The sequence below is a fragment of the Prevotella sp. E13-27 genome, assembly GCF_023217965.1.
Classification (GTDB): Bacteria; Bacteroidota; Bacteroidia; order Bacteroidales; family Bacteroidaceae; genus Prevotella.
The window spans coordinates 1,349,622-1,372,543 of the sequence record NZ_JALPSC010000001.1; the positions used below are offsets into that span (position 1 = coordinate 1,349,622).

Below are 22,922 nucleotides of genomic sequence, written 5' to 3' on the forward strand. Positions count from 1 at the left end.
TTTAGCGTTGATGATGTTTTACTTCAATACTTTCTTACCATTATTAATATAGATGCCACGCTGAGGAGCGCTGATGCGCTGACCGGCCAGATTAAAAAGACCTTCCATACGTTGCGGCTGGGCTTCGTCAATATCGGTAATAGCAGTTGGATCGGCATTGCCAATAGCAATCAGGAAGCGAGAAGAGAGCGTGGTTGCCTCAGCAACCTCAAAGGTATAAGGCTCAGCTGGTGTGCCATCGGCATGGAGCAGTAGCCTGCGGGTATTGGTTTCGTTGTCAACGAGCCAAACATCCTCAGCAACACTACTATAGAGGGTTCCTGTCTTCAGGGCAAGACTCATCTTATAGGAACCAGCTTTGGGCAACTGCATGCCCAGACGGATGAGGCCATCGTCCAATGGTCGCTCGTTGATTGCATAGGCCACGCCGCCAGCCATAGTGTAAAGCAAGGTAGCGTTGTCAGCAGCCATTGCCGGCGCATCGCGACCAATGTCGTAGCAAGTGGTGGCTTCGGGGTTGATGACGAAGCGGGTGGTGGCTGTCACAGGAGCCTCCGCCTGTTCGGTGGCCTCCGCGTTACGCGACAGTATCGCGTTAAACACAACACGGTGGGCATTCTTGTCGGCACGGTGCAGGGCGCGGCGACTGTTGCTTTCGTTGCCCTTGGCTAACTGGTTGCCAAACTGACGGCGGTCGGCATCGAAAGTGAGCGAGCTGAGGCCGTCGGGAGCCTGAATGAAGATTGCCGACATGGGGTGGATGACATAGTCGTCGTCGAGTGCCGTCACTATGTCCCAGTCGCTATAGATGGGATTCCACACAATGACGGGGCCGTCGAAATCGAGTCCGCGGATGTAGAAGAAGGCAGCATATGGCATTCCAATGAAGTTCCAATTGCGGTTGTGGGCGAACTCGCCCTGATAGTGGTTGAGCGGCAGGGTGATGTCGCCAGCGGTGGTCAGATAGTCGGTGCCCCCCTGATGCGAGCGGAAGTGTAGGGTGCTCCATTCCTTCTTCCACTCTCCTTTGTCGTTTTTCGTAATAGTCTCATCCCCTTTATAGGCATAGCCCTGTCCGGCACGCAGCATCTCGTCGTTGCTCACCCTCACCCACGTGTTGCTGAAATTTCCGGCAGCACGCGCAGCACCGTCGTATCGGTAGATGACATAGGGTGTGTTGGGCAGTTCGGGAATGATGTCGTACATGTGTACATCGAACGACGGTGTGAAGTAGGTTTCATAATCTATCTTACAGCCCAGGTCTAACTGGTCGCAGGCAATGGTTCCGCGGTTGAGCAGTACATCGAACTTAAATGGTGGATCCTCCTCCCACCAGTAAGCCATAGGAATGTCCACAAGGTCGAAGTTCATGGAGAGTGTACCGATGTTGAGCTGTGCGCCCTCCTCTACTGAGAGGCGCGGTCGCTCCTTGGCGCTCACGCTGAGACCGCTGCCATAGAGCGAGCGATACTCCACATCAACCTTATCGGTGCCCAGGCTATTGTTGGGTGTGATGGCAGTGTATCCGGTAATCGTCAGTTTGTCCACGGCTACATCGATGGGCTGGATACTGGCCATCCGGTTGTAGTTATTGTTGTTCTGATAGAACGACAGCGTCTTGGCAGGCACATAGAGTGTGCCATTAGTGATGTTACCTTCAATGTATCCCCCATAGGGAGGTATCACGGCACGGATGATGAGGCTGTCCAAGGCTTTCGCTCCCGACACGAAATTTGTGCCCAGTGCGATGATTGTCGTGGGCAGATCGAACACCTTCAGCGTGTCGCTGCTGAAGCAACCGTCTCCGATGGTGAGCACACCCTCGGGCACTGCCACATGGGTGTACTTACCGCCTGTGAAAGCTTCATAGCCCAAGGTCTTCAGGGCCTTAGGCAATGTGAGGCTTTGCAGGGGAACATCGCAGAAAGCCCTATCGCCGATGGAGGTCACCCCGTCTGGCAGGTCAATATGCTTCAACTGATTGCAGTATCTGAACGCTTCTACGCCGATGGTTTTCAGCTGAGCAGACAGTGTAACATTCTCCAGTTTAGGGCAATCCGAGAAGGTACCCGGAGCGATTGTGGTGACAGTTTCGGGCAGACGGATGCTGCGTAGTGAGGAGCAAGACGAGAAGGCATTGGTGCCGATAGCGCTGACGGTCTGTGGAATATCAATCTTGCGCAGATTCTTGCATCCCGTGAACATCCCATCGCTGATGGTAGTGACCGTCTCGGGCCACACCATCTCCTCGCCATCCCAGCCCATGAAGGCATTCCCTTCAATCATCGTGACGCTATTTGGCAGTACCACTCTCTTTAATCCGTGAAGTTCATGGAAAGCGCCCTGGCCTATTTTGCGAACCGATGCCGGCAGGGCAATGGTGTCGAGCGATGTGCCGCCAAAGAACCAACTGGGTATCTCGGTAAGTGTCTCGGGCAGACGTACATAGTGAAGCGAGTCGCAGCCACGGAAGGTCTCATAGCCTACGTCATACTTGTCGATGGGTCCGTCGGGGAAGTAGAACGTGCGCAGCGAGTCGCAGTTGGAAAACACAGCGCCACCATCTATTTTCACACCTTCAGGCAAAGTGAACGTCCTGAAGGCTGTACTCGCAAAAGCACTACTATTAATCACTTCCAGACTGGCCGGCAGTTTCACCTCGCTCAGTCTCGAGCATTCCTCGAAGAAGCCATCGGGAATCGCCTTGATTCCTTCAGGCAGCACGATGCTGGTCAGTCCACTACACCCCAAGAAGGAACTGCTTCCCAGATTTGTCAAGCCTTGGGGCAGCTCGATGCTGATCAGTCCACTACACCCCCAGAAGGAAAGGCTTCCCAGATCTGTCAAGCCTTGGGGCAGCTCGATACTCTTGAGCGACACACAGTTAATAAAGGCACCGTCATAAATCATGGTCACCGTGGCAGGTATGTCGATGCTCTCCAGATGAGTACAACCATTGAAACAGCTGTACGGGATAGCCGTCAGTGCTTCGGGTAGCACCACGCTGCGTAGTGAATCGCAATTCTCAAAGCACCTGTCGCCTATAGTAGTGACCGTTCGTGGCAGCAGACAGCGGCGCAGCTTGGATTCCCAATTGCCCAGCCAGATGTCCTCACCGTTCTCTGCGGTTGTGGCCGAAAGGTCAAGCATTGTGATATTGATGAGCTGATTACGTATCACGTTGTAATCATCAACATTCAGCGGACCAGTGACAGTAAGCTCGCCCACGTCATAGAGTTCGCCCAGCTCCTCTATCTGTTCCTGAATCTTCACGAACAGAGTGCCGGCCTCGTCAGTGGTAACCGCTACCTTTAGATTCAGTGGCACGTGTTGTTCTTCTTCCTGGGCCACGGCTACGCCTGTTGTCATTATGCAGACAACTAAGGTAAGCAATAGTCTTGATAGTCTTTCCATATTTATAGTGGTTTTAGTTAATACTTTTTTGCGTTGTTTAGGTTGTCTCAAAATATAATTAGATTCACTACTGTCCGGTTAAATTTCACCAAAGCGAAAGTTGGCGGTCATCTTCCGGATTTTGATTAATAATTGGTTTGTCAAAAAGTTCATTCAGCGGAGTCCTCTCAAAGAGAACTTGGCCGATGACATTAGAGAATATGTAAAGATTTTGTTCGATATGATACATCTTCAGAGCAATAATAAGCAGCAGGTAGTCACAGATGGCAATCCATATCTGTGTGAAGACTGCGTTTTGGGACGTCCCATAGAACGTCTTGATGTGCAGGTGCTGCTTGATCCATTTGAAGAACGTTTCGATAGTCCAGCGCTCTCGGTACAGTTCCGCAATGGTAATTGCTTCAAGGGTGAAGTCATTCGTCAGGAATCGATACACTACGTTCTGCGCAAAGTCCTCATAGACGACCAGACGCAACAAATCAGGGTACTTCTTGGCTGTAAAGAGACCAGTAAGACTGATGGACTCGTCAGAGATGACGCCAGTCTGCCTGTCAACCTCTCTTGCCTCGAATACGGAATATTTCATGTTGTCCTTTGCTCTGGTTACAAAGTAAGCCTTCTGCTGTTGGAAGAGACGGAACAGACGGTCAAAGTCCACATAGCCTTTATCCATCAGATAGTAAGCCCCTGCTTCTACAGGCAAGCTGTCCATAGCCTGAGTATCATGCACATTGCCAGGAGTAAGCATGATGAAGTTGGGTATGTTGTTCTTTACATCAATCAAAGTGTGCATCTTGAAAGCACCTTTGTCATGATGGAACTTCGCCCATGGACAGAGATGCAGACACAGGTTGATGGTACTGCTGTCAAAGGCATACACCATATTGTCAATTCCCAACCGATAGTATTCATCTTTATACAGGACTTTAGCCCTCTCGACAAGTACCATTGCGTAGTCCTGATAGATACGCCAGTCCTTCTTCTCGTTCATGTCGGCGAGAGTGGACTTGGGCATCACCTTCAGACCGGCATGATACAACTTGGAGTTGAAAGCAGTCAACTGAGCCTCTATGCTACGAAGGCTTGCGCTGCTGGTCAGCTGAGCATAACTCATGACAAGGAACTGGTCACGGCAAGTGAATCGTCTTGCATGAAAATCCCCTCTATATCTGTCAATACATTTCCTGAGCTCGTAGTCAGGGATGAGAGACATCAGTTGCGAGAATACAGTATTTCCGGCATTCATATCCTGTGCTATCTTATATATGAGACAGTACAAAGATAAAAAATCAAATCGGAAAATTTTTAAATCGCTGTATCTCATTGAAATTTAAACATTTAATTAACGTTCGGAAAAATTTAACCGGACACTAGTGAATTAGATTATTGTTTTATATGTGTAAGTAGTAGTGTCTTTTATTATAGTGTGGCTTGTAGCCACTCGCGAGGGGTCATATTTGTGAAGTTTTTAAACGTGCGGTAGAAGGAAATCTCATTGTCAAAGCCCGACTCCAGCGCTATAGCTGCAATTTTCTTATGCGGTGAATTAGTCAGTTGGATTTTAACAAAGTCTATGCGGTAGCTGTTGACAAACGTTGAGAAAGTGCATCCGCGATGGGTCTTGATGCTTTCGGATACATAACGACTATTGACACCCAGCAGGGCGGCAATGTCTGATAATTTCAAGCGTGTCTTGAGAAACAACTGCTCCTTTTCCATCAGTTCGCAGATGCGTTCGAAAAGTGATTCGATTGCGTCGTCTGGCGCTTTGTTCATAATTGTACGTACGATTAATTTGTGCAAAGATAGTAAAATCGCGTACAGAAGAACTTACAAAAAAGGAGAACTGACTAACAAATTCCAATTTTGTTAGTCGGTTTCGTTTAGCCATTCCCTTGGAGTCATGCCTGTGAGGTTCTTGAACGTCCGGAAAAACGATGTTTCGTTGGCAAAACCGCATTCATAGGCAATGGCGGCAATCTTCATGTCAGGATGCTCTTTAAGTAGTTTTTTCGCATAGTCTATGCGGTAGCCATTGACGAACTGTGAGAAGGAGATGCCCTCCTGCTGGTTTATGCAGTCGGATACGTAACGCCCATTGGTGCACAGCTGTGTCGCCACATCAGCAACCTTGAGCTCACTATTCTTAAACAGTTGCTCGCTTTCCATTAGTTTGCGTATACGTGGCATAAGCGTATCTATAGGGACAGACACAACTATTGACGGTTGCTTGTCTTCGATGGAATCGGTGACTTTTGAACTTTTTTTTATTATTATAAAACAAAATATCAATAATAGAGGTGATACTGACAATGCCCACCACCAACTGCTGTGTTCTACCTCGGTTTCATCGGGTGAGAAGCGAAATAACCACGCAGTGTTAAGCGGCGCATAGTTGTCGTGTTGCACATCACCATGTCCGAAGTTCAGTCCTCCGCAGATAATAAGGTTGCCTTCTGGCGAGAGTATTGGTGAGCCATAGCCGCATTCAGGCATGGGATCGGTATAGTAAACTGTTATGGGAGCAGGGCGTTGCGCATAGTCAATCGCCACTATATAATGCCGTTCAAGGGTGTCTAATCCATGGATATAGGCCCGTTGTGTCCTTCTGTCAGCGAGAACTCGCGACTCATAGAGTATAGTGTCTGTGTTGATGCCCTTTGTCGGAATACAACATGTTGTTGGGAGTAGTGAGAAAATGGTGTCGCGTATCGCCATGACAGCTATCTTGTTGCTGTCATTATAGGCTACCACTAAATGTTCGTAGTGTCCTTTTTCCTCGTCGCCAATAAAGCCTGCATCGTTGTTTATGTTGCACTCAAGGAGTAGGGGATGCCATTCTTTCAGTAGTGGCGCATGGAACGGAGAACCTTTGACTCGGTCAACTATATCTGTGTCGTTGCGTTGGAAGTCAGGATTCTCGCTGCTGAAAATAATTGCATTGTTGGGTGCTATGCGCAGAATAAGAGGTAGCATATGTGGCGTAGAAACATCTTTCTTCTTGTGAAATAATTTCCGTCCGTCGAATATCTCTATTTCGTCAGTAGCTTTCTGATTGCCAGATATAATCACTCTTCCACTGTCAAGTTCGAGCGCCGTGGCCATGCTGCGTTTGCGGTACAAGCATCCGAAACCTTCGAAAGAATGTGTCTTTGCGTCGTACCATTCTGCCATGAACGACTGTCCTATACCCAGGGGTTGGTCGTGCCCACCAGCCAGTAGCACCTTACCAGAGCGTAAAGAAACAACGATGCCGTTGTCATGAGCATAGACCATTGACAGCTGATGCCACTCGCCGTTGCGCAGATATTCAGCCGTTGCCGTGGGGACAAAGCCAAGAGTGTGTCCGCCGAAGACTGTTAGTTCGCCGTTGAGAAAGAAAGCAGCATGGCTACCACGTGGCGTGTTCAGGTCTGGCAGTCGTTCTGGTGTAATATGCACCATAGCAGGAGTCTCCCCATTCTGTGCCATCATTGGTTCTGTTATGGCGAGAATGGTGAGAAACAGAAAAAAAATGCTCAGATTATGGTGCATGGATAGGAAGTTTAGATTAATTTCTCTGCAAAATTAAGGATAAGTCAACAAAAAATGACTGAAAAAGTAAAAAAAGAACTAACATTTTTTTATACACTTCCGTTGTTCTTGCAGAATTGCCAATTATTTCGTACTTTTGCAGCCCAAAGAGCAAAAATAATAAAAAATAAACAATATGAGAAAGAATTTTGTTGAAGAACTGCGCTGGCGTGGAATGCTGGCACAGATTATGCCTGGCACTGAAGAGCTCCTGCAGAAGGAGATGGTGACAGCTTACTTAGGCACCGACCCGACTGCAGATTCACTGCACATCGGTCACCTATGCGGCATCATGATGCTGCGTCACCTGCAGCGCTGTGGCCACAAGCCCATCATCCTCGTTGGCGGTGCCACAGGTATGATTGGTGACCCAAGCGGAAAGTCACAGGAGCGTAACCTCCTCAACGACGAGACACTGCGCCACAATCAGGAGTGCATCAAGGCACAGGTTGCTAAGTTCCTGGATTTCGAGAGCAAGGATGCCAATGCGGCTGAGATGGTTAACAACTACGACTGGATGAAGAACTTCACCTTCCTTGATTTCGCACGCGAGGTTGGTAAGCACATCACCGTGAACTATATGATGGCAAAGGAGTCTGTGCAGCAGCGTCTTAACGGCACAGCACGCGATGGACTCAGCTTCACCGAGTTCACCTACCAGCTTCTTCAGGGCTATGACTTCCTCTACCTCTATCAGCATAAGGGCGTGAAGCTTCAGCTGGGCGGCAACGACCAGTGGGGTAACATGACCACAGGTACCGAGCTCATCCGTCGCACACTGGGTAACGACGTGGAGACATTCGCGCTGACCTGTCCGCTCATCACCAAGAGCGATGGCAAGAAGTTTGGAAAGACCGAGAGTGGAAACATCTGGCTCGACCCGAAGCGCACCACTCCTTATCGTTTCTATCAGTTCTGGCTTAACGTGAGCGACGAGGATGCAGAGCGTTACATCAAGATCTTCACTTCCCTGGAGAAAGATGTCATCGATGCGCTCATCGAGGAGCACAAGCAGGATCCCGGTCGCCGCGTGCTGCAGAAGCGTCTGGCAGAGGAGGTAACTGTTATGGTACACTCTCGCGAAGCTCTTGACATGGCTATCGAGGCATCAAACATACTCTTCGGCAAAGCAACGAAGGAGGCACTTGAGAAGCTCGACGAACAGACATTCCTCGATGTGTTCGACGGTGTTGAGAAGTTTGAGATTGGCAAGGACCAGCTCGGACAGCCCGCTATTGAGCTCTTCACCACTGCCGCTCCCGTCTTCCCCTCGAAGGGTGAGATGCGCAAGATGGTGCAGGGTGGTGGCGTTTCCCTGAACAAGGAGAAGCTGACCGACCAGAACCGTCCTGTCACCACTGAAGACCTCATCGATGGCAAGTATCTCCTTGCTCAGAAGGGTAAGAAGAACTATTACCTCATAACAGTGAAGTAATCGGATAATACCGACCTTATACACTAAAAAATGTCCGGAGCCCCCGGACATTTTTTTGTTTCACGTTATAGTGAGATATGAGAAAAGCCAGCTTTCCGCAGTGGATAGCTGGCTTTTATAGTGGTTGGACGACTCGGATTCGAACCGGGAATGACAGAACCAAAACCTGTAGTGTTACCATTACACCATCGTCCAATCATGTGCTTGAATATGCTTCTTTCTGCAAATTCGGCTGCAAAGGTACTAAAAAAATGATATGTCACCAAATTTTTAGTTATTTATCTTATCCCAGCGTGACGTTCTCTACGTCTATCGGCTCGTTGAGGAATATCTGGGCATGCTCGCGGAAGGTGTCGGGATTCTCGGTAGTGAGATAGTGGGTGACACCACCTTTAGAGCATCGCTGCTCAAGGTCACCATGACGTTGTAGATAGTCTTTCAATGAGCTTGCTACATAGTCGCCCTGAGCAATGATATTGATGCCTGTGGGCATGAATTTCCTTATCTTTGGCAGTAGGATGGGGTAGTGGGTGCAGCCAAGGATTACGGCATCTATGGCGGGATCTTTCTCTATGAGCTGGTCTATGCACTTCTTAACGAAGTAGTCGGCACCAGGGGAGTCAGCCTCGTTGTATTCCACTAACGGTACCCAGAACGGACATGCTACGCCGGTCACGCTGACATCGGGGTGCAGTTTCTTTATCTCCAGATTATAGCTCTCGCTTTTAATGGTTCCTTCCGTGGCAAGCACGCCGATATGGCGCGACTTTGTCAGGCTGCCGATAATCTCTGCCGTGGGACGTATGACACCCAGCACACGGCGCTCAGAATCCCATCCTGGAAGGTCGTTCTGCTGTATGCTTCGCAGCGCCTTTGCCGATGCTGTGTTACAGCCAAGTATCACAAGCTGGCAGCCACGCTCAAAGAGGAATCGTACCGCTTGGCGTGTGAACTCATAGACTACGTCAAAAGAACGAGGACCATAGGGTGCACGCGCATTGTCGCCGAGGTAGAGATAGTCATACTCGGGCAACAGTCGGCGTATGCCATCGAGGATGGTCAGTCCGCCGTAGCCACTATCGAAGACACCTATTGGTCCAGGATTCTTGCTGAGTGTTATCATTTAAGATAGTCTTCCACCATCTGCTGTATGTCCATTCCCATCGTTGGGTCAATGAACGGACATGCGTTGGCATCGGTATTGATGACAAGGGCAAAACGGTATTCCTTGGCTATTGTGGCAAGGACACCGTTGAGGCGCTGCTTCAGTGGAATGAAGACATCGACCTCGGCCTTTTTCAGCTCCTCGCGAGCCTGAGCTTTGAACTCTATGTTGTGTTGCATGAGTGCTTTTAGCTCGTTCTGGCGTTTCAGCAGGATGGTCTTTGGAAATTCTTTCTGTCCCTCAAGGAACAGCTCGTACTTCTGGTTGAAGTCATCTTCCACGCGCTGTATCTCTTTCTGATAAGCCTCGCGCAGACGAGCTACTGAGTCGAGCGTAGCCTCGTACTCAGGCATTGACTTCAGCGCTGCCTCGTAGCTAAGATAACCGAAGCGTATCTGATTAGCAACGGTGTCTGTGCTCTCGACGGGAGCCTCTGTCTGTGCCTGAATAGTCAGCGCAAATAGTGAAAGTATTACGAATAGTATTCGTTTCATTTTTTTAGAGGTTAGAGGTGAGTGGTTAGAGGTGAGTGGTGAGAGATTTGTTTATTTCAGACCGAGCTTAGCCTTCACCTGAGCAGTAACATCTGTAGAGAGTGTTGTGCTGATGTAAGGAATGCCAGCGCCCATCTCCATGATATATACATATCCGCCTTCGGTACCTACCTTCTTGATAGCATCGAGCACCTTTGTGGTGATGGCCTGCATCTTGTCCTGCTGAGCCTTCTGAAGTGCCTGCTGGTTGTCCTGATAGCTCTGCTGAATCTTCTGATACATCTGCTCCAGCTCCTGCTGACGGCGCTGCTTGATGTTGTCGGGAAGTGTTGCCTGATCTTTCTCAAAAGCCTCACCCTTCTTCTGGAGCTCGTCCTGCATCATCTTGAGGTCTGCCTCATACTGCTTTGTGAGATTCTCAATCTCGGTGCGTGCAGTGTTGAACTCTGGCATGGCCTGAATTATCTCCTGTGTGTTGACGTGGCCGAACTTAGCCTGTGACTGTGCTGATGCGGTGAGACCGCAGATAGCGCAAATAGCGCAAATGATAAACTTTTTCATTGTTTTTTATTGTTTTTGATTTTTGATTTTTCTTTTTCGACTTTTCGTTTAACCGATTAATCGTTTAATCGATTTTCCGATTCTTCGATTAGTCGTTAATTCGATTAAACGAAAAAACGACAGTAAATTAATTAGCATAACCCAGCTTGCGCAGCACCTCGTTAGAAATGTCGATCTTTGGCGATCCAAAGATGATGCCTGTATCGCTGGCGCGGTCGAGAACGAGATGGTAGCCGCGGAGGTCGGCAATGTCCTTTACGGCATTATATACTTCCTCCTGTATAGGTGACATGAGTGATGTGCGCTTCTTGAAGAGCTCACCCTCAGGACCGAAGTACTTGCGCTTCAGTTCGGCAGCTTGCTTCTCTTTCTCCATTATAGCATCCTGACGAGCCTTCTTCTGTTCGGCTGAGAGGAATACTATTTCGTTCTGGTAGTTCTTATACATGGTCTGTGCCTCGGTGTTGATGGCATCGACTTCTGCCTGCCATTTTCTTGACACCTGTGCCAACTGCTCGTTAGCGCGTTCATAGGCTGGTATGTTCTTGAAGATATAGTCCATGTCCACAAGAGCGAACTTCTGTGCCTGCAACGAAACAGTTGCTGCCAGCATAACCATCATCAATAATACTTTTTTCATAATCGTTTTTTTTAAAAGGTTACATCTGTTTGATGTGAAAACCGTGAAAAGGTTTAAAGTTTTCTTAGAATTCCTGTCCCAGTACGAAGTGGAAGTTGCTTCCGCCGCGTGTTTCCTGAGTTGTTCCTTTATATACTTTGTCGAAGCCGTAGGCCCAGTCAATACCCATCAGACCAACCATTGGGAGGAATATGCGTACGCCGAGACCTGCAGAGCGTTTCATATCGAACGGATTGAACTTCTTTGTTTCGTTCCATGCGTTACCTGCTTCAGCGAAGCCAAGACCATAGATGGTGGTGTTGCCGAGCATGAATGGGTAGCGAATCTCCAGTGTGAAGCGGTCATAGGCGTAACCTTCCTGACCATAAGGAGTAAGTGAACCGTTCTCGTAGCCGCGCAGACCGATGGTCTCTTCTGCATAGCTGGTGCTATATCCGCTCATGCCGTCACCGCCCATGTAGAATGTTTCGAATGGCGACCTTTTGTCTTTATTGTATGAACCGAGGAGACCGAACTCAACACGTGTCATCAGCACGAAGCATTTCTGCTCGTTGGTGAGGGCTGTATAGGTGCGGCTCTTGAACTTCCACTTGTGGTATTCAATCCAGCGGTATTTCTCACGCAGTTCCTCGTTATACTGTTCGCGATTGCTGTTGTAGGTATCGGCAGTAGCCATACGAGAGTAGTCCTTTCCGTCGAAGAGAGACCAAGGTGGAGTAAGCGTTACTGACAGCGAGAACTCTGAGCCATGACGTGGGAAGAGTGGGTTGTCAGTAGATGTACGCGTGAGAGCGAGACCGAAGTTAAGGTTGTTACAGTTACCGTTGGAGATGAGGAAGTAACGCCAGTCTTTCAGCATGTAGCGCTGATAGGCCACCGTTGCCGATAGCTGGAAGTAGTCATCGGGCCAGCGCAGACGCTTACCCCAACCAACTGATACACCAAACAGCTTGATGTATTTGTCGTCGTCGAGATAGCTCTCGTAGTTGTTGTAGTATGAGTTGTTGTATGTGCCGTAGCCACCATAGTAACCATAGAGGGAGTTCATCCATGAGTTATTATAGTATGTGCTTGACACGTCGCTCTGCTTAGAGTAGTAGGCCGATATGTTGAATGAGTTTGGACGCTTTCCGCCAAACCATCCTGTGGCATAGCTACCGCTGAGTGAGCTGTAGTAGCGACCATTGGTCTGGAAGCTGAGTCCTATCTGCTCACCATCGCCTGAAGGCATGATTCCGCGATGCAGCTTGTTCTTGCCGAGAAGGTTGCGTATTGAGAAGTTGTTGAACTTCACACCGATACGTCCTATGATACCAGTCTGTCCCCAGCCGAGTGACAGCTCCAGCTGGTCGTTTGATTTCTGTTCAAGGTTCCAGTTGATGTCCACGGTGCCGTCCTCGTAGTTTGGCTTCACGTCGGGCTGCACCTTCTCAGGATCGAAATATCCCATTGAGGCTATCTCACGTGCCGAACGCATCAGGGCATCTTTAGAGAACAGGTCGCCAGGCTTTGTGCGCAGCTCGCGGCGTACTACCTCCTCATAGAGGCGGTCGTTACCGAATATCCTCACGTTGCTCAGGTGAGCCTGTGGTCCTTCTGTTATGCGTATCTCTACGTCGATAGAGTCGCCAACGATATTAATATCTGTCGGTTCTATGTTTGAGAACACATAACCATTATTATAATAGTAGTTGCCTACAGCATCATCGTCGTCACGCAGACGCTTCGTCATGAGCTTCTGGTTATATACGTCGCCAGTCTTCATGCCGAGCACACGGTTAAGATAGTCTGTTGAGACAACGGTATTACCTACCCAGTTGATGTTGCGCAGATAGTATTTCTCACCTTCGTCAATCTTTACATAGACATTGAGATGCTTTTCATCTACGGTATATATAGAGTCTTCAATGATGGTGGCATCGCGGAAACCCAGTTCGCTGTAGCGCTCGAGCAGTTTCTCCTTAGCCTCAGTATAGCGTTCTGGGGTGAACTTCTTTGCCTTGAAGAGGCTGTAGAACTTGCCAGACTCGTGAATCTTGCCGAAATGGCCTTTGTTCCATAGCTTACCCTTAATCTTCTTGGTTGACAGCTTCTCGTTGCCTTCGAAGATGATGCGGCGCACCTTCATCTTGGCTTTCTTGTCAACGTTGACATCGAGGATGACCTGATTCTTTCCTGTCACATCGTCGCGCTGGCGTATGTCTATCTCAGCATTCTTGTAGCCCTTGTCGTCGAAATACTTTGTTGCAAGAATCTTTGCACGGTCTATGAGGTTTTTTGTGAGACTCATACCCCTTGCCATGCCCAGCTTTGACTCGAGGTCCTCGCGTTCCGACTTCTTCACGCCGTGGTAGTTTATCTGGGTAATCTTCGGACGAAGTGAAAGGTGGAGCGTAAGATAGATCTTTGAGTTTACTATACTGTCGGCTGAGATCTGTACCTTCGAGAACAGTCCGTGCTTCCAGTAGCGTTTCACTGCCTCTGTGATCTCCGTGCCAGGAACGCTGATGGTCTGTCCAACTGATAGTCCAGACAGGCCTATAACTACATAGTCCTCGTATTCGTTGACACCTTCAACGGCAATTCCACCAATCTCACATTGTCTTGGGGTGCCGGCGTAGGAAATTTCAGGGTTCACGATGAAATCCTGCGCTCTTGCAGTGGTGAATGACAAATGACAGATGACCAGTGATAATACCATTACCACCATCCATCTGTATCTCATCATGTCCTTCATCGTAAAACGACTCATTTTTATATAGCACATATATTTTCTGTTGTCATTTATCTTTTATCATTCTGAGAGGCTGCCTCGCTTTCCACCTGAGCCTCTGTCTTTCCGAAACGGCGCTGACGGCTCTGGAAGCTTGCTATGGCCTTGTGCAGCTCAGCCTCGTCGAAGTCTGGCCAGTAGGTGTCGCAGAAATAGAGCTCGCTGTAGGCTATCTGCCAGAGCAGGTAGTTTGATATGCGCAGTTCACCGCCAGTACGTATGAGCAGGTCTGGGTCGGGCATAAAGCGTGTCTGCAGGTGCTTGCTTATCATCTGCTCGTCTATATACTTCCAGTCCATGTATGAAGACTCGCCCATGTCGCGTCGTTGCATAATCTCCTGCATGGCATTCACTATCTCCCAACGACTGCTGTAGCTCAGCGCAACCACCATGGTCATGGCAGTATTGTTAGCAGTATGCTCTTCTGTCTCACGCAGCTTTCTGTACACGTTTTCAGGAAGACGACGCATGTCGCCTATGACACGGAAGCGCACATTGTTCTTCTGAAAAATCTCGTCTTCAAGCGATGTGAGTACCAGTCCCATGAGAGCTGAGACCTCGTCGGCGGGGCGGTTCCAGTTCTCTGTAGAGAAGGTATAGAGTGTCAGGTATTTTACACCTAATCTTACACACTCTGACGTAATCTTGCGTACAGCCTCCACGCCAGCCTGATGTCCTACCGTGCGCTCTTTTCCACGCTCCATAGCCCAGCGTCCATTACCATCCATGATGATGGCAATGTGCTGTGGTATGCGGTTCATATCTAATTCGTTGTTCATATTTCGTAATTCTCAGTTCTTACTTCTCACCTCTTACTTCTCACCTCTCACCTCTCACCTCTCACCTCTCACTTCTCACTCCCTATCATTATGACATGTGCGGCATTTTGCCCAGAGGTCGTAAGTGAGGGTCACCGTGAAGGCGCTGTAGCAGTCGGTGTTCTTGAAGAGCCCACTGCTTTTTATGCCGTAAGGGTCTTCAACTCCGTCAAGGAGGTCATTGCCTGTGAAGTGCATAGACCATTCTGCTGCGAGGTTCCATCTGTTACCCGCCTTGTACTTAACGCCTATTCCGAGTGGCAGCTGTCCTGCTGCTTTCGAGTGTTTGTAATGTTGCCCGCTCAGCGTTGCATCAGCGTTGGCGTATGTCACTCCCAGTCCGATGGCAATGAACGGTGTGAAAGGTTTCGCACCATAGTATTCATGACCTGTTCCGAATGGCAGGAAGTTATATTCATAGCGAATCACTACATCTATGAGTGATGTGGAGTACTCTGCCTGACTGGCAGCCGTTGCCGGATACCATGTGTTGGCTTTTGCCGATGTGCCGCTCAGTTTTGCATATCCCACACTCATGGCCCATGCCATGCGTGGGTTGAGCTTGTATTTAGCAACAATCTCCCCCATGGGTTTCATGCCACGGAGAAGGTTGTCATTGTAGTCGCCCTCATAGGTCACGAGACCTGCGCCTGCTCCCAGCTCCAGCCGGTATTCAGGCTCTGTCTGTGCCATCATGCTCATTGTGGTGAGCAGAAAGACTATGAAGGCAATTGTATGTTTCATTTCACGCCTTTCCATACTTTGCCATTGGCTGTAACAGCCCATAGCACGTTATTGTGGGAGTCTTTCGTTACAGCCATCATCGCCTCAGGAAGTGCGTAGCTGGTATCTATGCGCCATGTTATTCCCTGGTCAACGCTCTTGTAGGCTGTTGTCGCTGATGTGCCATAGGCAATGGCAGCATCATTGATATATACAAGCGATGAGTGCTGGGCTTGAGGCAGCTTGTAGTCGTTGATAGACTCAGTAGGAATGTTTACCCACTTGCCTCCTTTTGGCGTACCACCATAGCGCGTAATCTTTCTCCAAACAACAGTATTTGTCTTGTTATTGCCTGTAAGCAGACAGTAGTCTGTGCTGTCGCTGGCTATGAATGGGAAGCTTGCGAAGGCTATGTCGTCGAGACCTAACAGTTGCTTCACGGAGTCGGTCTTAAGACTTGTGCTCAGGTCATCAGCCATCCATGTCAGTCCTCCGTCAGAAGAGACGTTCATCACGCTGTCTTTTGTGATGGCATAAAGCTCTTTCGTGCTCAAGCCCGCCAGCTTCTTCAGTCCCGTTACTGTTGCGGTGCTCTCTGCGTTCCATGTCGTGCCGTCTGTAGTGCTGTACAGCTGTCCGCCGCTCATGGTGAACGCTTTCTTTGTGTTTGACACAGCATTAGCCCAAGCGTTCTCGTCGAGAGTGGCTACCTTTGTCCAGGTCTTGCCATAGTCTTTTGAAGCGAGCACCTCTGTGGCGCTGCTCTTCTTGCCCATTGCCACGAGAACCGTGTCGATGGTGAGCATTCGCATGTTGCTGAATCCTGACAGCTGTGTGTCTTGAGCAACCTGATACCAGCCAACATTGTCTGACGCGCGTTTTGCTACGTTGAGCTGAACGCGATAGTCGCGATAATATGTTCCGTCGGTTGAGAACACGCGGAAGATGCGTGTCGTTGAGTCGTTAGCGAAGTCAATACCCACGGAAGAGCTGTACCACTGGAACTGGTCGTTGTCGATATTCTTTACTGCGATGCCACCTGAGTTGAGTGCCGTCACCGTACACAATACGCTGTTGATACGTGTGCCGTAGGGTAGTGAGTCGGTGTTGAAGATGTGGTAGCCGGCAGGCAGGCTCGCAGTTGCTGCAGCCGTCTGCTTTATGTGCATCTTGTAGTTTGAGCCAGTTATCTTGGCAATCACAGAGTCTTTGCCGTCTGCATATTGGTTAAGGGCTCCAAGTGTGAAGGCTGTGATTGCCGCATCGTTGTAAAGCGTTACTTCCTCGTTGTCGTCTTTCAGACATGATGTCAAAGACATGGTTGCGGCGAGCAGCACGCAGAGCATATAGAGGTATTTCTTCATTCTTTTTCTATGAAAAATTTCATTTTTGGCTGCAAATTTACGCACAATTCCGCAAAAAGCGGTCTTTTTCGCCACTTTATTAAAGAAAATATATGATAAACAGCCCGATTTTAAGTTGTTTTTAGTTTTCTGCGGTCGAGTAGGTTACTGATGCATGCCTCAAGATATTTCACAGCGAATGGTTTCTCTATGAATGCGTCAACGCCGGCTTTCATGGCTGCCACCTTCGACTGGCTGTCGGTTTTTGCCGTGAGGAGTATGAACGGTATCTGGTTTGTGGCTGCATTCTGTCGCATACGGCTGCACAACTCAGGACCGTCCATCTGTTCCATCATCCAGTCGCTGATGATGATGTCCACTGTTGAGGTGGGCGCATGACCGTCTTTGACTACAAGCGAGTTCTCAAGTATCTTGAGTGCCTCAGCGCCGTCGCGTGCTGGCGTGACTTCAAACCTGTCCATGAATGTGGTGACGAGGAAGGTTAGCATGTCCTCATTGTCATCGACTATGAGCATCGACGGCTTCTGTTGCTGTACAACCTCGGAAGCGTTCTTACTAATCTCTTCCAGCGTTTGGTTAGAACGCTCCTCGCGTTCTGGCTGAACGGGTTCGCCGCTTATCTCCTGTGTCGAGGGCAGCGTGATGCGGAAGGTGGTGCCCTTGCCCAGTTCTGATAGCACTTCTACTGTACCGTGGTGCTGTTCCGCTATCTTCTTTACGATGCTCAGGCCGATGCCTGTTCCTGGCTTTCGGTCCTTCGTCTGGAAGAACGGATCGAACACTCGCTTCTGGTCTTCCTTGCTTATACCGTGGCCATTGTCTGATACCTCAAGACAGAACTGCTTGCCGTCTTCTATGACACGGCAGCTCAGCGTTATCTTGTCCTTGGTGTACTTGTTGGCGTTAGAGAGCAGGTTGCTTAACAGCTTCACCATTCCTTCGCGGTCTATGACAGGCGTGAACGTCTCGTCAGGATAGTTTATGATGAGCTGACGTTTGCTCTGCTGGAATGTTGTCTCGAAGTTTGCTGCAATATTGCTCATCAGCTCACGCATGTTCTGTGGCGCGAAGTTCACATCGGCCTGGCTCTTGTCGAGCTTGCGGAAGTCGAGGAGCTGGTTCACAAGCTCTAACAGACGGTGGGCGTTGCGCTCAATGACGTCAAGCTGAGAGTCGATGCCCTTTGGCGTGCTGGCACTTTCTGCGAGACTGCTCTTCACCTGCTCAAGCGGACCTATGATGAGCGACACTGGGGTGCGTATCTCGTGGGCAATGGTGGTGAAGAACTCCACACGTGCGTTGTGAAGCTCCTCTTGTTTTGTTTTGTTGAGTTGCTCCATCTCCTTGCGGTGACGACGCTCGACATACATGATGCGCAGACGTATGAAAGCAATGATGAATAGAGCGAACAATATGACGTAGAGCGTCTTGGCATAGATGTTCCACCAGAAAGGAGGGTGTATCTCGATGATGAGTCGCGCCTCCTTTTCAGACCACACTCCATCGTTGTTTGTAGCCTTGACACGGAACGTATAGACACCTGGCGAAAGGTTCGTGTAAGTGGCTTTATGCTCATGGCCTACGTAGTTCCAAGTCTTGTCGAAGCCTTCGAGCATATAGGCATACATGTTCTTCTCTGGCGAGCAGTAGCTTAGCGATGCAAAGGAGAGACTGAACACATTGTCGTTGTAGTAGAGGTCTAACTTCTCTATCTCAGCAAGCGCTTTTGGCAGATGCCAGTTGCCTACGGGTATTGGGTCGTTGTTTATCTCCAGCTGGGTGATGAATACAGGCGCCTGCTGCTGGTTCACGGTGACCAAGTGAGGATAGAATGAGTTGAAGCCTGATATTGAGCCGAAGTATAGGCGTCCGTCGCTTGTCTTTGTTACGGCATTGCGAAGGAAGCGCTCTCCCTCGAGGCCGTCGTGACGCGTGAATCGTAGCAGACTTTTCTCTGGCTCATATTTCATTATTCCGTTATCGCTCGACAGCCATAACACACCTTGGTCTTCAGCCATTGCAGCAACGGCCTGTTGTGGCACGTCGAGGTGAATGCGCTGGAAGTTGTCGGCAGCTTCATCGTAGCGACACAGTCCACCTTGCGTGGCAGCCCAGATGATGCCTTTACCGTCTATGACGAGGCAGTTTATAATATTGTCGCTGAGCGATGTCTCGTTATTTGCCTCGTGGCGATATGCTTTTGTTTTCTCGTTTCCGTCATAGCGCCAGATGCCCTCTCCCTGAGTGGCAATCCATAGGCGGCCCTTGCTGTCCTCTTCTATATCGATAGGCAGTGACGTCTTTTTTATGACACGTTCGAAGCGGTCGCCTTGTCTATTATAGCGACACAGTCCGCCCATGGTGACAACCCATATGGCGCCTTTGCTGTCGCGAAGCAGAGTGCATGAGTTTGGGTCGAAGAGTCCTTCATTGCTGCTGGCAGCTTCATAGTGACGCAGGCGTCCTGTCTGTGTGTTATAAACATACACTCCATCACCAAAGGTGCCAATCCACAGGTCGTTACCATCCATGATGAAAGAGTAAGGCTTCATGCCGTGTAGTTTCTCTTCGTTGTTAAAAGACACCTTCTTGCCATTCTGGTAGCAGATAACATTGCCGTTCTCGCCAGCAACCCACATTCTGCCGAGGTGGTCTTCGCAGAAACGCCATGAGAGACCATCGGAAACGCCAGTGAAACGGTGGGCGATGGGCGACGAGTAGCTCACACCGTTGTAGGCTGTACCAGTCCAAAGTCCTCCCTCATGATCTCGTGCAATGGACTGAACGTATGGAGACGTCTGGTATATCTCGTAAGTATGACTGCGCGTATCGAAGAGCCAGAGACCATCGTCGCATGCTAACAGGATCTGTTGTTCAGAGAGCTCGAACATAGCGTGGAGGTTCTGGCAGTGGCCAGGCGCTGACACGGCCATGTACTGGATGTTTGAGTCGTGGTCAACCAATGCCACACCGTGATCTCTTGTGCCTAACCATTGCTGTCCGTTACTTGTCTGTAGCATGGCTGTGATAGGCGAGGGTAGGCTGCCTTTTAACTCAACAGCAGTGAACTCGTCTTTCGATTTGTCGAGGCGCCACAGAGACGCGGCGTGTCCTCCATTCGCTATGAGCCACTGGCGATTGTCGTTGTCGGAGTAGATATAGTTTATGATGCCCTTAGCAGCATCCATCGGATAGTGGCGTGTCTGTCCGCTTGTCGCATTAAAACTATATACACCTTGCCCCCAGGTAGAAATCCATAGCGTGCCCAGCTTGTCTCTGACAATGTTTCTTACCACCGTGTCAATGTCTTCTATGATGGGCTCGAAAGATTCTGGAACATATCGGAAACGGTACAGGCCATTTGTTGTGCCAACGAGCATGTCACCATTGTCTTCTGGCAGTAGCGAGGTGACGTAGGTGTTGATAATGTCGCCATCGTCGTTGGTAATCATGAAATTAGTGGCTGTCACTCCGTCATAGCGCGAGAGGCCATTGCTCGTGCCTATCCAGATGAACCCTCTGCTGTCCTGCGTTATACAGCTGATGCTGTTGGATGCCAAACCATTGTCTATCGTTAGCTGGCGCTGACGATAGTTTACTTGTGACAGACCGTTCATCGTGGTCAGTACTATGAGGAAAAACGAAAGAAAAAGCCGTTTCATGACTAATTGGTCTTTAATTATTTGGCAAAGGTAATGAAAAACAACGGTATTTTGCAAATTTTAAGCTTCAAATTTGGCATTCTGCATATTTTGACGTACTTTTGCATGAGTTATTATAGAAGAAAAGCTATGGAGCAAATTAATTCGCACTTATCGCGCCTCGTGCATGATGTAGCTGCCCAGTTGGGCAACCGTGAGGCACTTATCTACAAGGACTTTGGTGGAACACAGTGGAAATCATACTCTTGGAACGAGTTCTCTGAGGCTGTGTGGAAGGTGTCAAGCGCCATGTTGAACATGGGAGTGAAGGTTCAGGAGAATATTGGCGTGTTCTCACAGAATACTGTACAGTATCTCTTCACCGACTTCGGAGCATGGGGCATAAGGGCTGTTACGATTCCGTTCTATGCCACCTCTTCGGAACAGCAGATACAGTTCATGGTGAGCGATGCTAAGATTCGCTTCCTCTTTGTCGGTGAGCAAGAGCAGTACGACAAGGCTCGCCGTGTGTTCTCAATGTGCAAGTCGTTGGAGAAGATCATAGTTTTTGACCCAGCTGTTCATATTGAAGATGGCGACACTACTGCCATGCACTTTGACGATTTCCTGAAAATGGGCGAAGAGCAGTCGCGACGCAGCGAGGTTGAGAGTCTTCAGCAGAGTGCATCGTTCGATGAAATCGCAAATATTCTATATACCAGTGGCACCACAGGCGACTCAAAGGGCGTTATCCTAACCCACAGCCAGTATCATGCCGCTTTTGAGGCAAACCATAAGTGCGTGGCTGTTACCAGCGAAGACCGAGTGATGAACTTCCTGCCCTTTACTCATATCTTTGAGAAAGGATGGAAGATACTGTGCATCACCGTTGGCGCACGTCTGATTGTCAATACCCGTCCTATGGAGGTTCAGCAGTCTATGCGTGAGACCCATCCTACATGTATGTCGAGCGTGCCACGTTTCTGGGAGAAGGTATATACAGGCGTTCAGGAGAAGATAGATAACAGCGGCGCCCTGCAGCGTAAGTTGTTCCGTCATGCCCTCGAGGTGGGTCGCAAGCATAACATAGATTATCTGTCGCAGGGCAAGCGTCCGCCTATGGCCTTGCACCTCGAGTACGAGATGCTTAACCGTACGGTCTTTTCACTCGTCCGTAAGGAGCTCGGACTTGAGAATGCCCATTTCTTCCCAACAGCAGGCGCTACCGTAAGCCGTCATGTTGAAGAGTTCGTACATTCCATAGGTATTAACATGGTGGTGGGCTACGGACTCACAGAGAGTCTTGCCACCGTGAGCTGCAACCATCTTGGCGAACCTTGGACAGTGGGAAGCGTAGGAGTTCCCATTGAAGGTATTAGTGTGAAGATAAGCAACGAGGGTGAGGTGCTCCTCAAAGGTCCGACCATCACTCGCGGCTACTATAATCGTGATGACATCACGCGTGAGTCATTCACAGAAGATGGCTATTTCCGTACTGGCGACTCTGGCTATCTGAAGAATGGTGAGCTGTTCCTAAAGGAGCGCATAAAAGACCTCTTCAAGACCTCAAACGGCAAGTATATCGCTCCCCAGATGATTGAGTCTAAGCTGCTTGTTGACAAGTATATAGACCAGATTGCTATCATTGCCGACCAGCGTAAGTTTGTTTCGGCTCTCATCATCCCAGTCTATCCGTTGCTTGAGGAGTATGCCCGTGCACACAACATCGCTTTCGACTCTCGTGAAGACCTCTGCAAGAACAAGCAGATTCACGACATGCTCATGGAACGTATCGACACCTTGCAGCAGCAGCTGGCTCACTACGAGCAGGTGAAGCGCTTCACGCTCCTTCCTCACAGCTTCTCATTGGAGCGTGGCGAGCTAACAAACACGCTGAAGATTAAGCGCCGCGTACTCAACGAGAACTACAAGGCCGAGATCGATGCTATGTATGCTGAGTAACCCTTATACAAGATAATACTCACGAAATAAGCCAGAAGCCTGGAGCTTCTGGCTTATTTCTTTGCATTAGAAAATGTGGTTCTGCCTATTTTGTAATCCGTTATTGGCAGTTCTGTAATCCAAATATGACTAAGCCAAAAACCAAACTCGTCGACTTTGGTCACCAAACTCGTCGACTTTGGTCACCAAACTCGTCGAGTTTGTAAAATAATATCGTCAGAACCACATCGCAATTCAGTTTTGGCTATGCTACAGTTCAGTCTAAATAATGCCATAGCGTAGTCAGGATCATGGGTTGTTTGAAGTGAATTCAACGAATTCATTCAAAAACCTGTCCCCATGATCTTGGAAAATAGTGG

15 protein-coding genes and 1 tRNA gene are annotated in these 22,922 nt (G+C 49.1%); 2 read left to right on the forward strand and 14 right to left on the reverse strand.

Annotation, left to right across the window (positions count from 1 at the left end; all coding sequences use genetic code 11):
- Positions 1-18 precede the first annotated feature (18 nt).
- The 4 genes from M1L52_RS05560 to M1L52_RS05575 form a co-directional block, all read right to left on the reverse strand.
- The gene (locus M1L52_RS05560) at positions 19-3,414 is read right to left on the reverse strand and encodes a leucine-rich repeat domain-containing protein (protein ID WP_248613949.1); all 3,396 of its coding nucleotides are present in this window, start codon (positions 3,412-3,414) and stop codon (positions 19-21) included.
- Between the two features lie 85 nt (positions 3,415-3,499).
- The gene (locus M1L52_RS05565) at positions 3,500-4,660 is read right to left on the reverse strand and encodes an IS4 family transposase (RefSeq protein ID WP_317231464.1); all 1,161 of its coding nucleotides are present in this window, start codon (positions 4,658-4,660) and stop codon (positions 3,500-3,502) included.
- A gap of 173 nt (positions 4,661-4,833) precedes the next feature.
- Positions 4,834-5,190, reverse strand: coding sequence for a helix-turn-helix domain-containing protein (locus M1L52_RS05570; protein ID WP_248613950.1), 357 nt, complete (start codon positions 5,188-5,190; stop codon positions 4,834-4,836).
- 93 nt (positions 5,191-5,283) lie between these two features.
- Positions 5,284-6,888: a helix-turn-helix domain-containing protein gene (locus tag M1L52_RS05575; RefSeq protein WP_248613951.1), complete on the reverse strand. Its 1,605-nt coding sequence runs from the start codon at positions 6,886-6,888 to the stop codon at positions 5,284-5,286.
- A gap of 235 nt (positions 6,889-7,123) precedes the next feature.
- Here M1L52_RS05575 and tyrS point away from each other — a divergent pair, with 235 nt between their 5' ends.
- The gene (gene tyrS, locus M1L52_RS05580) at positions 7,124-8,422 is read left to right on the forward strand and encodes a tyrosine--tRNA ligase (protein WP_248613952.1); all 1,299 of its coding nucleotides are present in this window, start codon (positions 7,124-7,126) and stop codon (positions 8,420-8,422) included.
- Positions 8,423-8,543: 121 nt separating this feature from the next.
- On the opposite strand, the gene M1L52_RS05585 is transcribed toward tyrS, so the two are convergent.
- The 10 genes from M1L52_RS05585 to M1L52_RS05630 all read right to left on the reverse strand — a co-directional run bounded on the left by M1L52_RS05585 (position 8,544) and on the right by M1L52_RS05630 (position 20,622).
- Positions 8,544-8,617 (reverse strand) — tRNA-Gln (locus tag M1L52_RS05585).
- Positions 8,618-8,705: 88 nt separating this feature from the next.
- Entirely contained in the window at positions 8,706-9,545 is an 840-nt protein-coding gene (gene murI / locus M1L52_RS05590; protein WP_248613953.1) for a glutamate racemase, read from the reverse strand.
- Positions 9,542-10,081 (reverse strand): OmpH family outer membrane protein, encoded by a 540-nt coding sequence (locus M1L52_RS05595; RefSeq protein WP_248613954.1) that lies wholly within the window; start codon positions 10,079-10,081, stop codon positions 9,542-9,544. The genes murI and M1L52_RS05595 overlap by 4 nt, the downstream gene beginning before the upstream one ends.
- A 51-nt stretch (positions 10,082-10,132) precedes the next feature.
- Entirely contained in the window at positions 10,133-10,642 is a 510-nt protein-coding gene (locus tag M1L52_RS05600) for an OmpH family outer membrane protein (RefSeq protein ID WP_248613955.1), read from the reverse strand.
- Between the two features lie 127 nt (positions 10,643-10,769).
- Entirely contained in the window at positions 10,770-11,282 is a 513-nt protein-coding gene (locus M1L52_RS05605; RefSeq protein WP_248613956.1) for an OmpH family outer membrane protein, read from the reverse strand.
- Between the two features lie 64 nt (positions 11,283-11,346).
- Positions 11,347-14,007 carry an outer membrane protein assembly factor gene (locus tag M1L52_RS05610; RefSeq protein ID WP_248614577.1) on the reverse strand — a complete coding sequence of 887 codons (2,661 nt, stop codon included), beginning with the start codon at positions 14,005-14,007 and terminating at the stop codon, positions 11,347-11,349.
- Positions 14,008-14,066: 59 nt separating this feature from the next.
- Positions 14,067-14,834, reverse strand: coding sequence for an isoprenyl transferase (locus M1L52_RS05615; protein WP_248613957.1), 768 nt, complete (start codon positions 14,832-14,834; stop codon positions 14,067-14,069).
- A 75-nt stretch (positions 14,835-14,909) separates the two neighbouring features.
- Complete coding sequence (locus tag M1L52_RS05620) at positions 14,910-15,617, reverse strand: DUF6089 family protein (RefSeq protein WP_248613958.1); 708 nt, start codon at positions 15,615-15,617, stop codon at positions 14,910-14,912.
- Positions 15,614-16,960, reverse strand: a complete 1,347-nt coding sequence (locus M1L52_RS05625) for a DUF6242 domain-containing protein (protein WP_248613959.1) — start codon at positions 16,958-16,960, stop codon at positions 15,614-15,616. Before M1L52_RS05625 ends, M1L52_RS05620 begins: the two co-directional genes overlap by 4 nt.
- A gap of 110 nt (positions 16,961-17,070) precedes the next feature.
- A complete protein-coding gene (locus M1L52_RS05630; RefSeq protein ID WP_248613960.1) occupies positions 17,071-20,622 on the reverse strand; it encodes a two-component regulator propeller domain-containing protein in 3,552 nt (1,183 codons plus the stop codon).
- A gap of 129 nt (positions 20,623-20,751) precedes the next feature.
- Here M1L52_RS05630 and M1L52_RS05635 point away from each other — a divergent pair, with 129 nt between their 5' ends.
- A complete protein-coding gene (locus M1L52_RS05635) occupies positions 20,752-22,563 on the forward strand; it encodes an AMP-dependent synthetase/ligase (protein ID WP_248613961.1) in 1,812 nt (603 codons plus the stop codon).
- Positions 22,564-22,922: the final 359 nt, after the last annotated feature.

Coding starts and splice junctions, on each gene's coding strand:
- M1L52_RS05625 (WP_248613959.1), bottom strand. CDS start 16,960: ATGAAGAAATACCTCTATATGCTCTGCGTGCTGCTCGCCGCAACCATG.
- M1L52_RS05610 (WP_248614577.1), bottom strand. CDS start 14,007: ATGAGATACAGATGGATGGTGGTAATGGTATTATCACTGGTCATCTGT.
- M1L52_RS05635 (WP_248613961.1), top strand. CDS start 20,752: ATGGAGCAAATTAATTCGCACTTATCGCGCCTCGTGCATGATGTAGCT.
- murI (WP_248613953.1), bottom strand. CDS start 9,545: ATGATAACACTCAGCAAGAATCCTGGACCAATAGGTGTCTTCGATAGT.
- M1L52_RS05620 (WP_248613958.1), bottom strand. CDS start 15,617: ATGAAACATACAATTGCCTTCATAGTCTTTCTGCTCACCACAATGAGC.
- M1L52_RS05570 (WP_248613950.1), bottom strand. CDS start 5,190: ATGAACAAAGCGCCAGACGACGCAATCGAATCACTTTTCGAACGCATC.
- M1L52_RS05575 (WP_248613951.1), bottom strand. CDS start 6,888: ATGATGGCACAGAATGGGGAGACTCCTGCTATGGTGCATATTACACCA.
- M1L52_RS05600 (WP_248613955.1), bottom strand. CDS start 10,642: ATGAAAAAGTTTATCATTTGCGCTATTTGCGCTATCTGCGGTCTCACC.
- M1L52_RS05630 (WP_248613960.1), bottom strand. CDS start 20,622: ATGAAACGGCTTTTTCTTTCGTTTTTCCTCATAGTACTGACCACGATG.
- M1L52_RS05560 (WP_248613949.1), bottom strand. CDS start 3,414: ATGGAAAGACTATCAAGACTATTGCTTACCTTAGTTGTCTGCATAATG.
- M1L52_RS05565 (WP_317231464.1), bottom strand. CDS start 4,660: ATGAATGCCGGAAATACTGTATTCTCGCAACTGATGTCTCTCATCCCT.
- M1L52_RS05615 (WP_248613957.1), bottom strand. CDS start 14,834: ATGAACAACGAATTAGATATGAACCGCATACCACAGCACATTGCCATC.
- M1L52_RS05605 (WP_248613956.1), bottom strand. CDS start 11,282: ATGAAAAAAGTATTATTGATGATGGTTATGCTGGCAGCAACTGTTTCG.
- tyrS (WP_248613952.1), top strand. CDS start 7,124: ATGAGAAAGAATTTTGTTGAAGAACTGCGCTGGCGTGGAATGCTGGCA.
- M1L52_RS05595 (WP_248613954.1), bottom strand. CDS start 10,081: ATGAAACGAATACTATTCGTAATACTTTCACTATTTGCGCTGACTATT.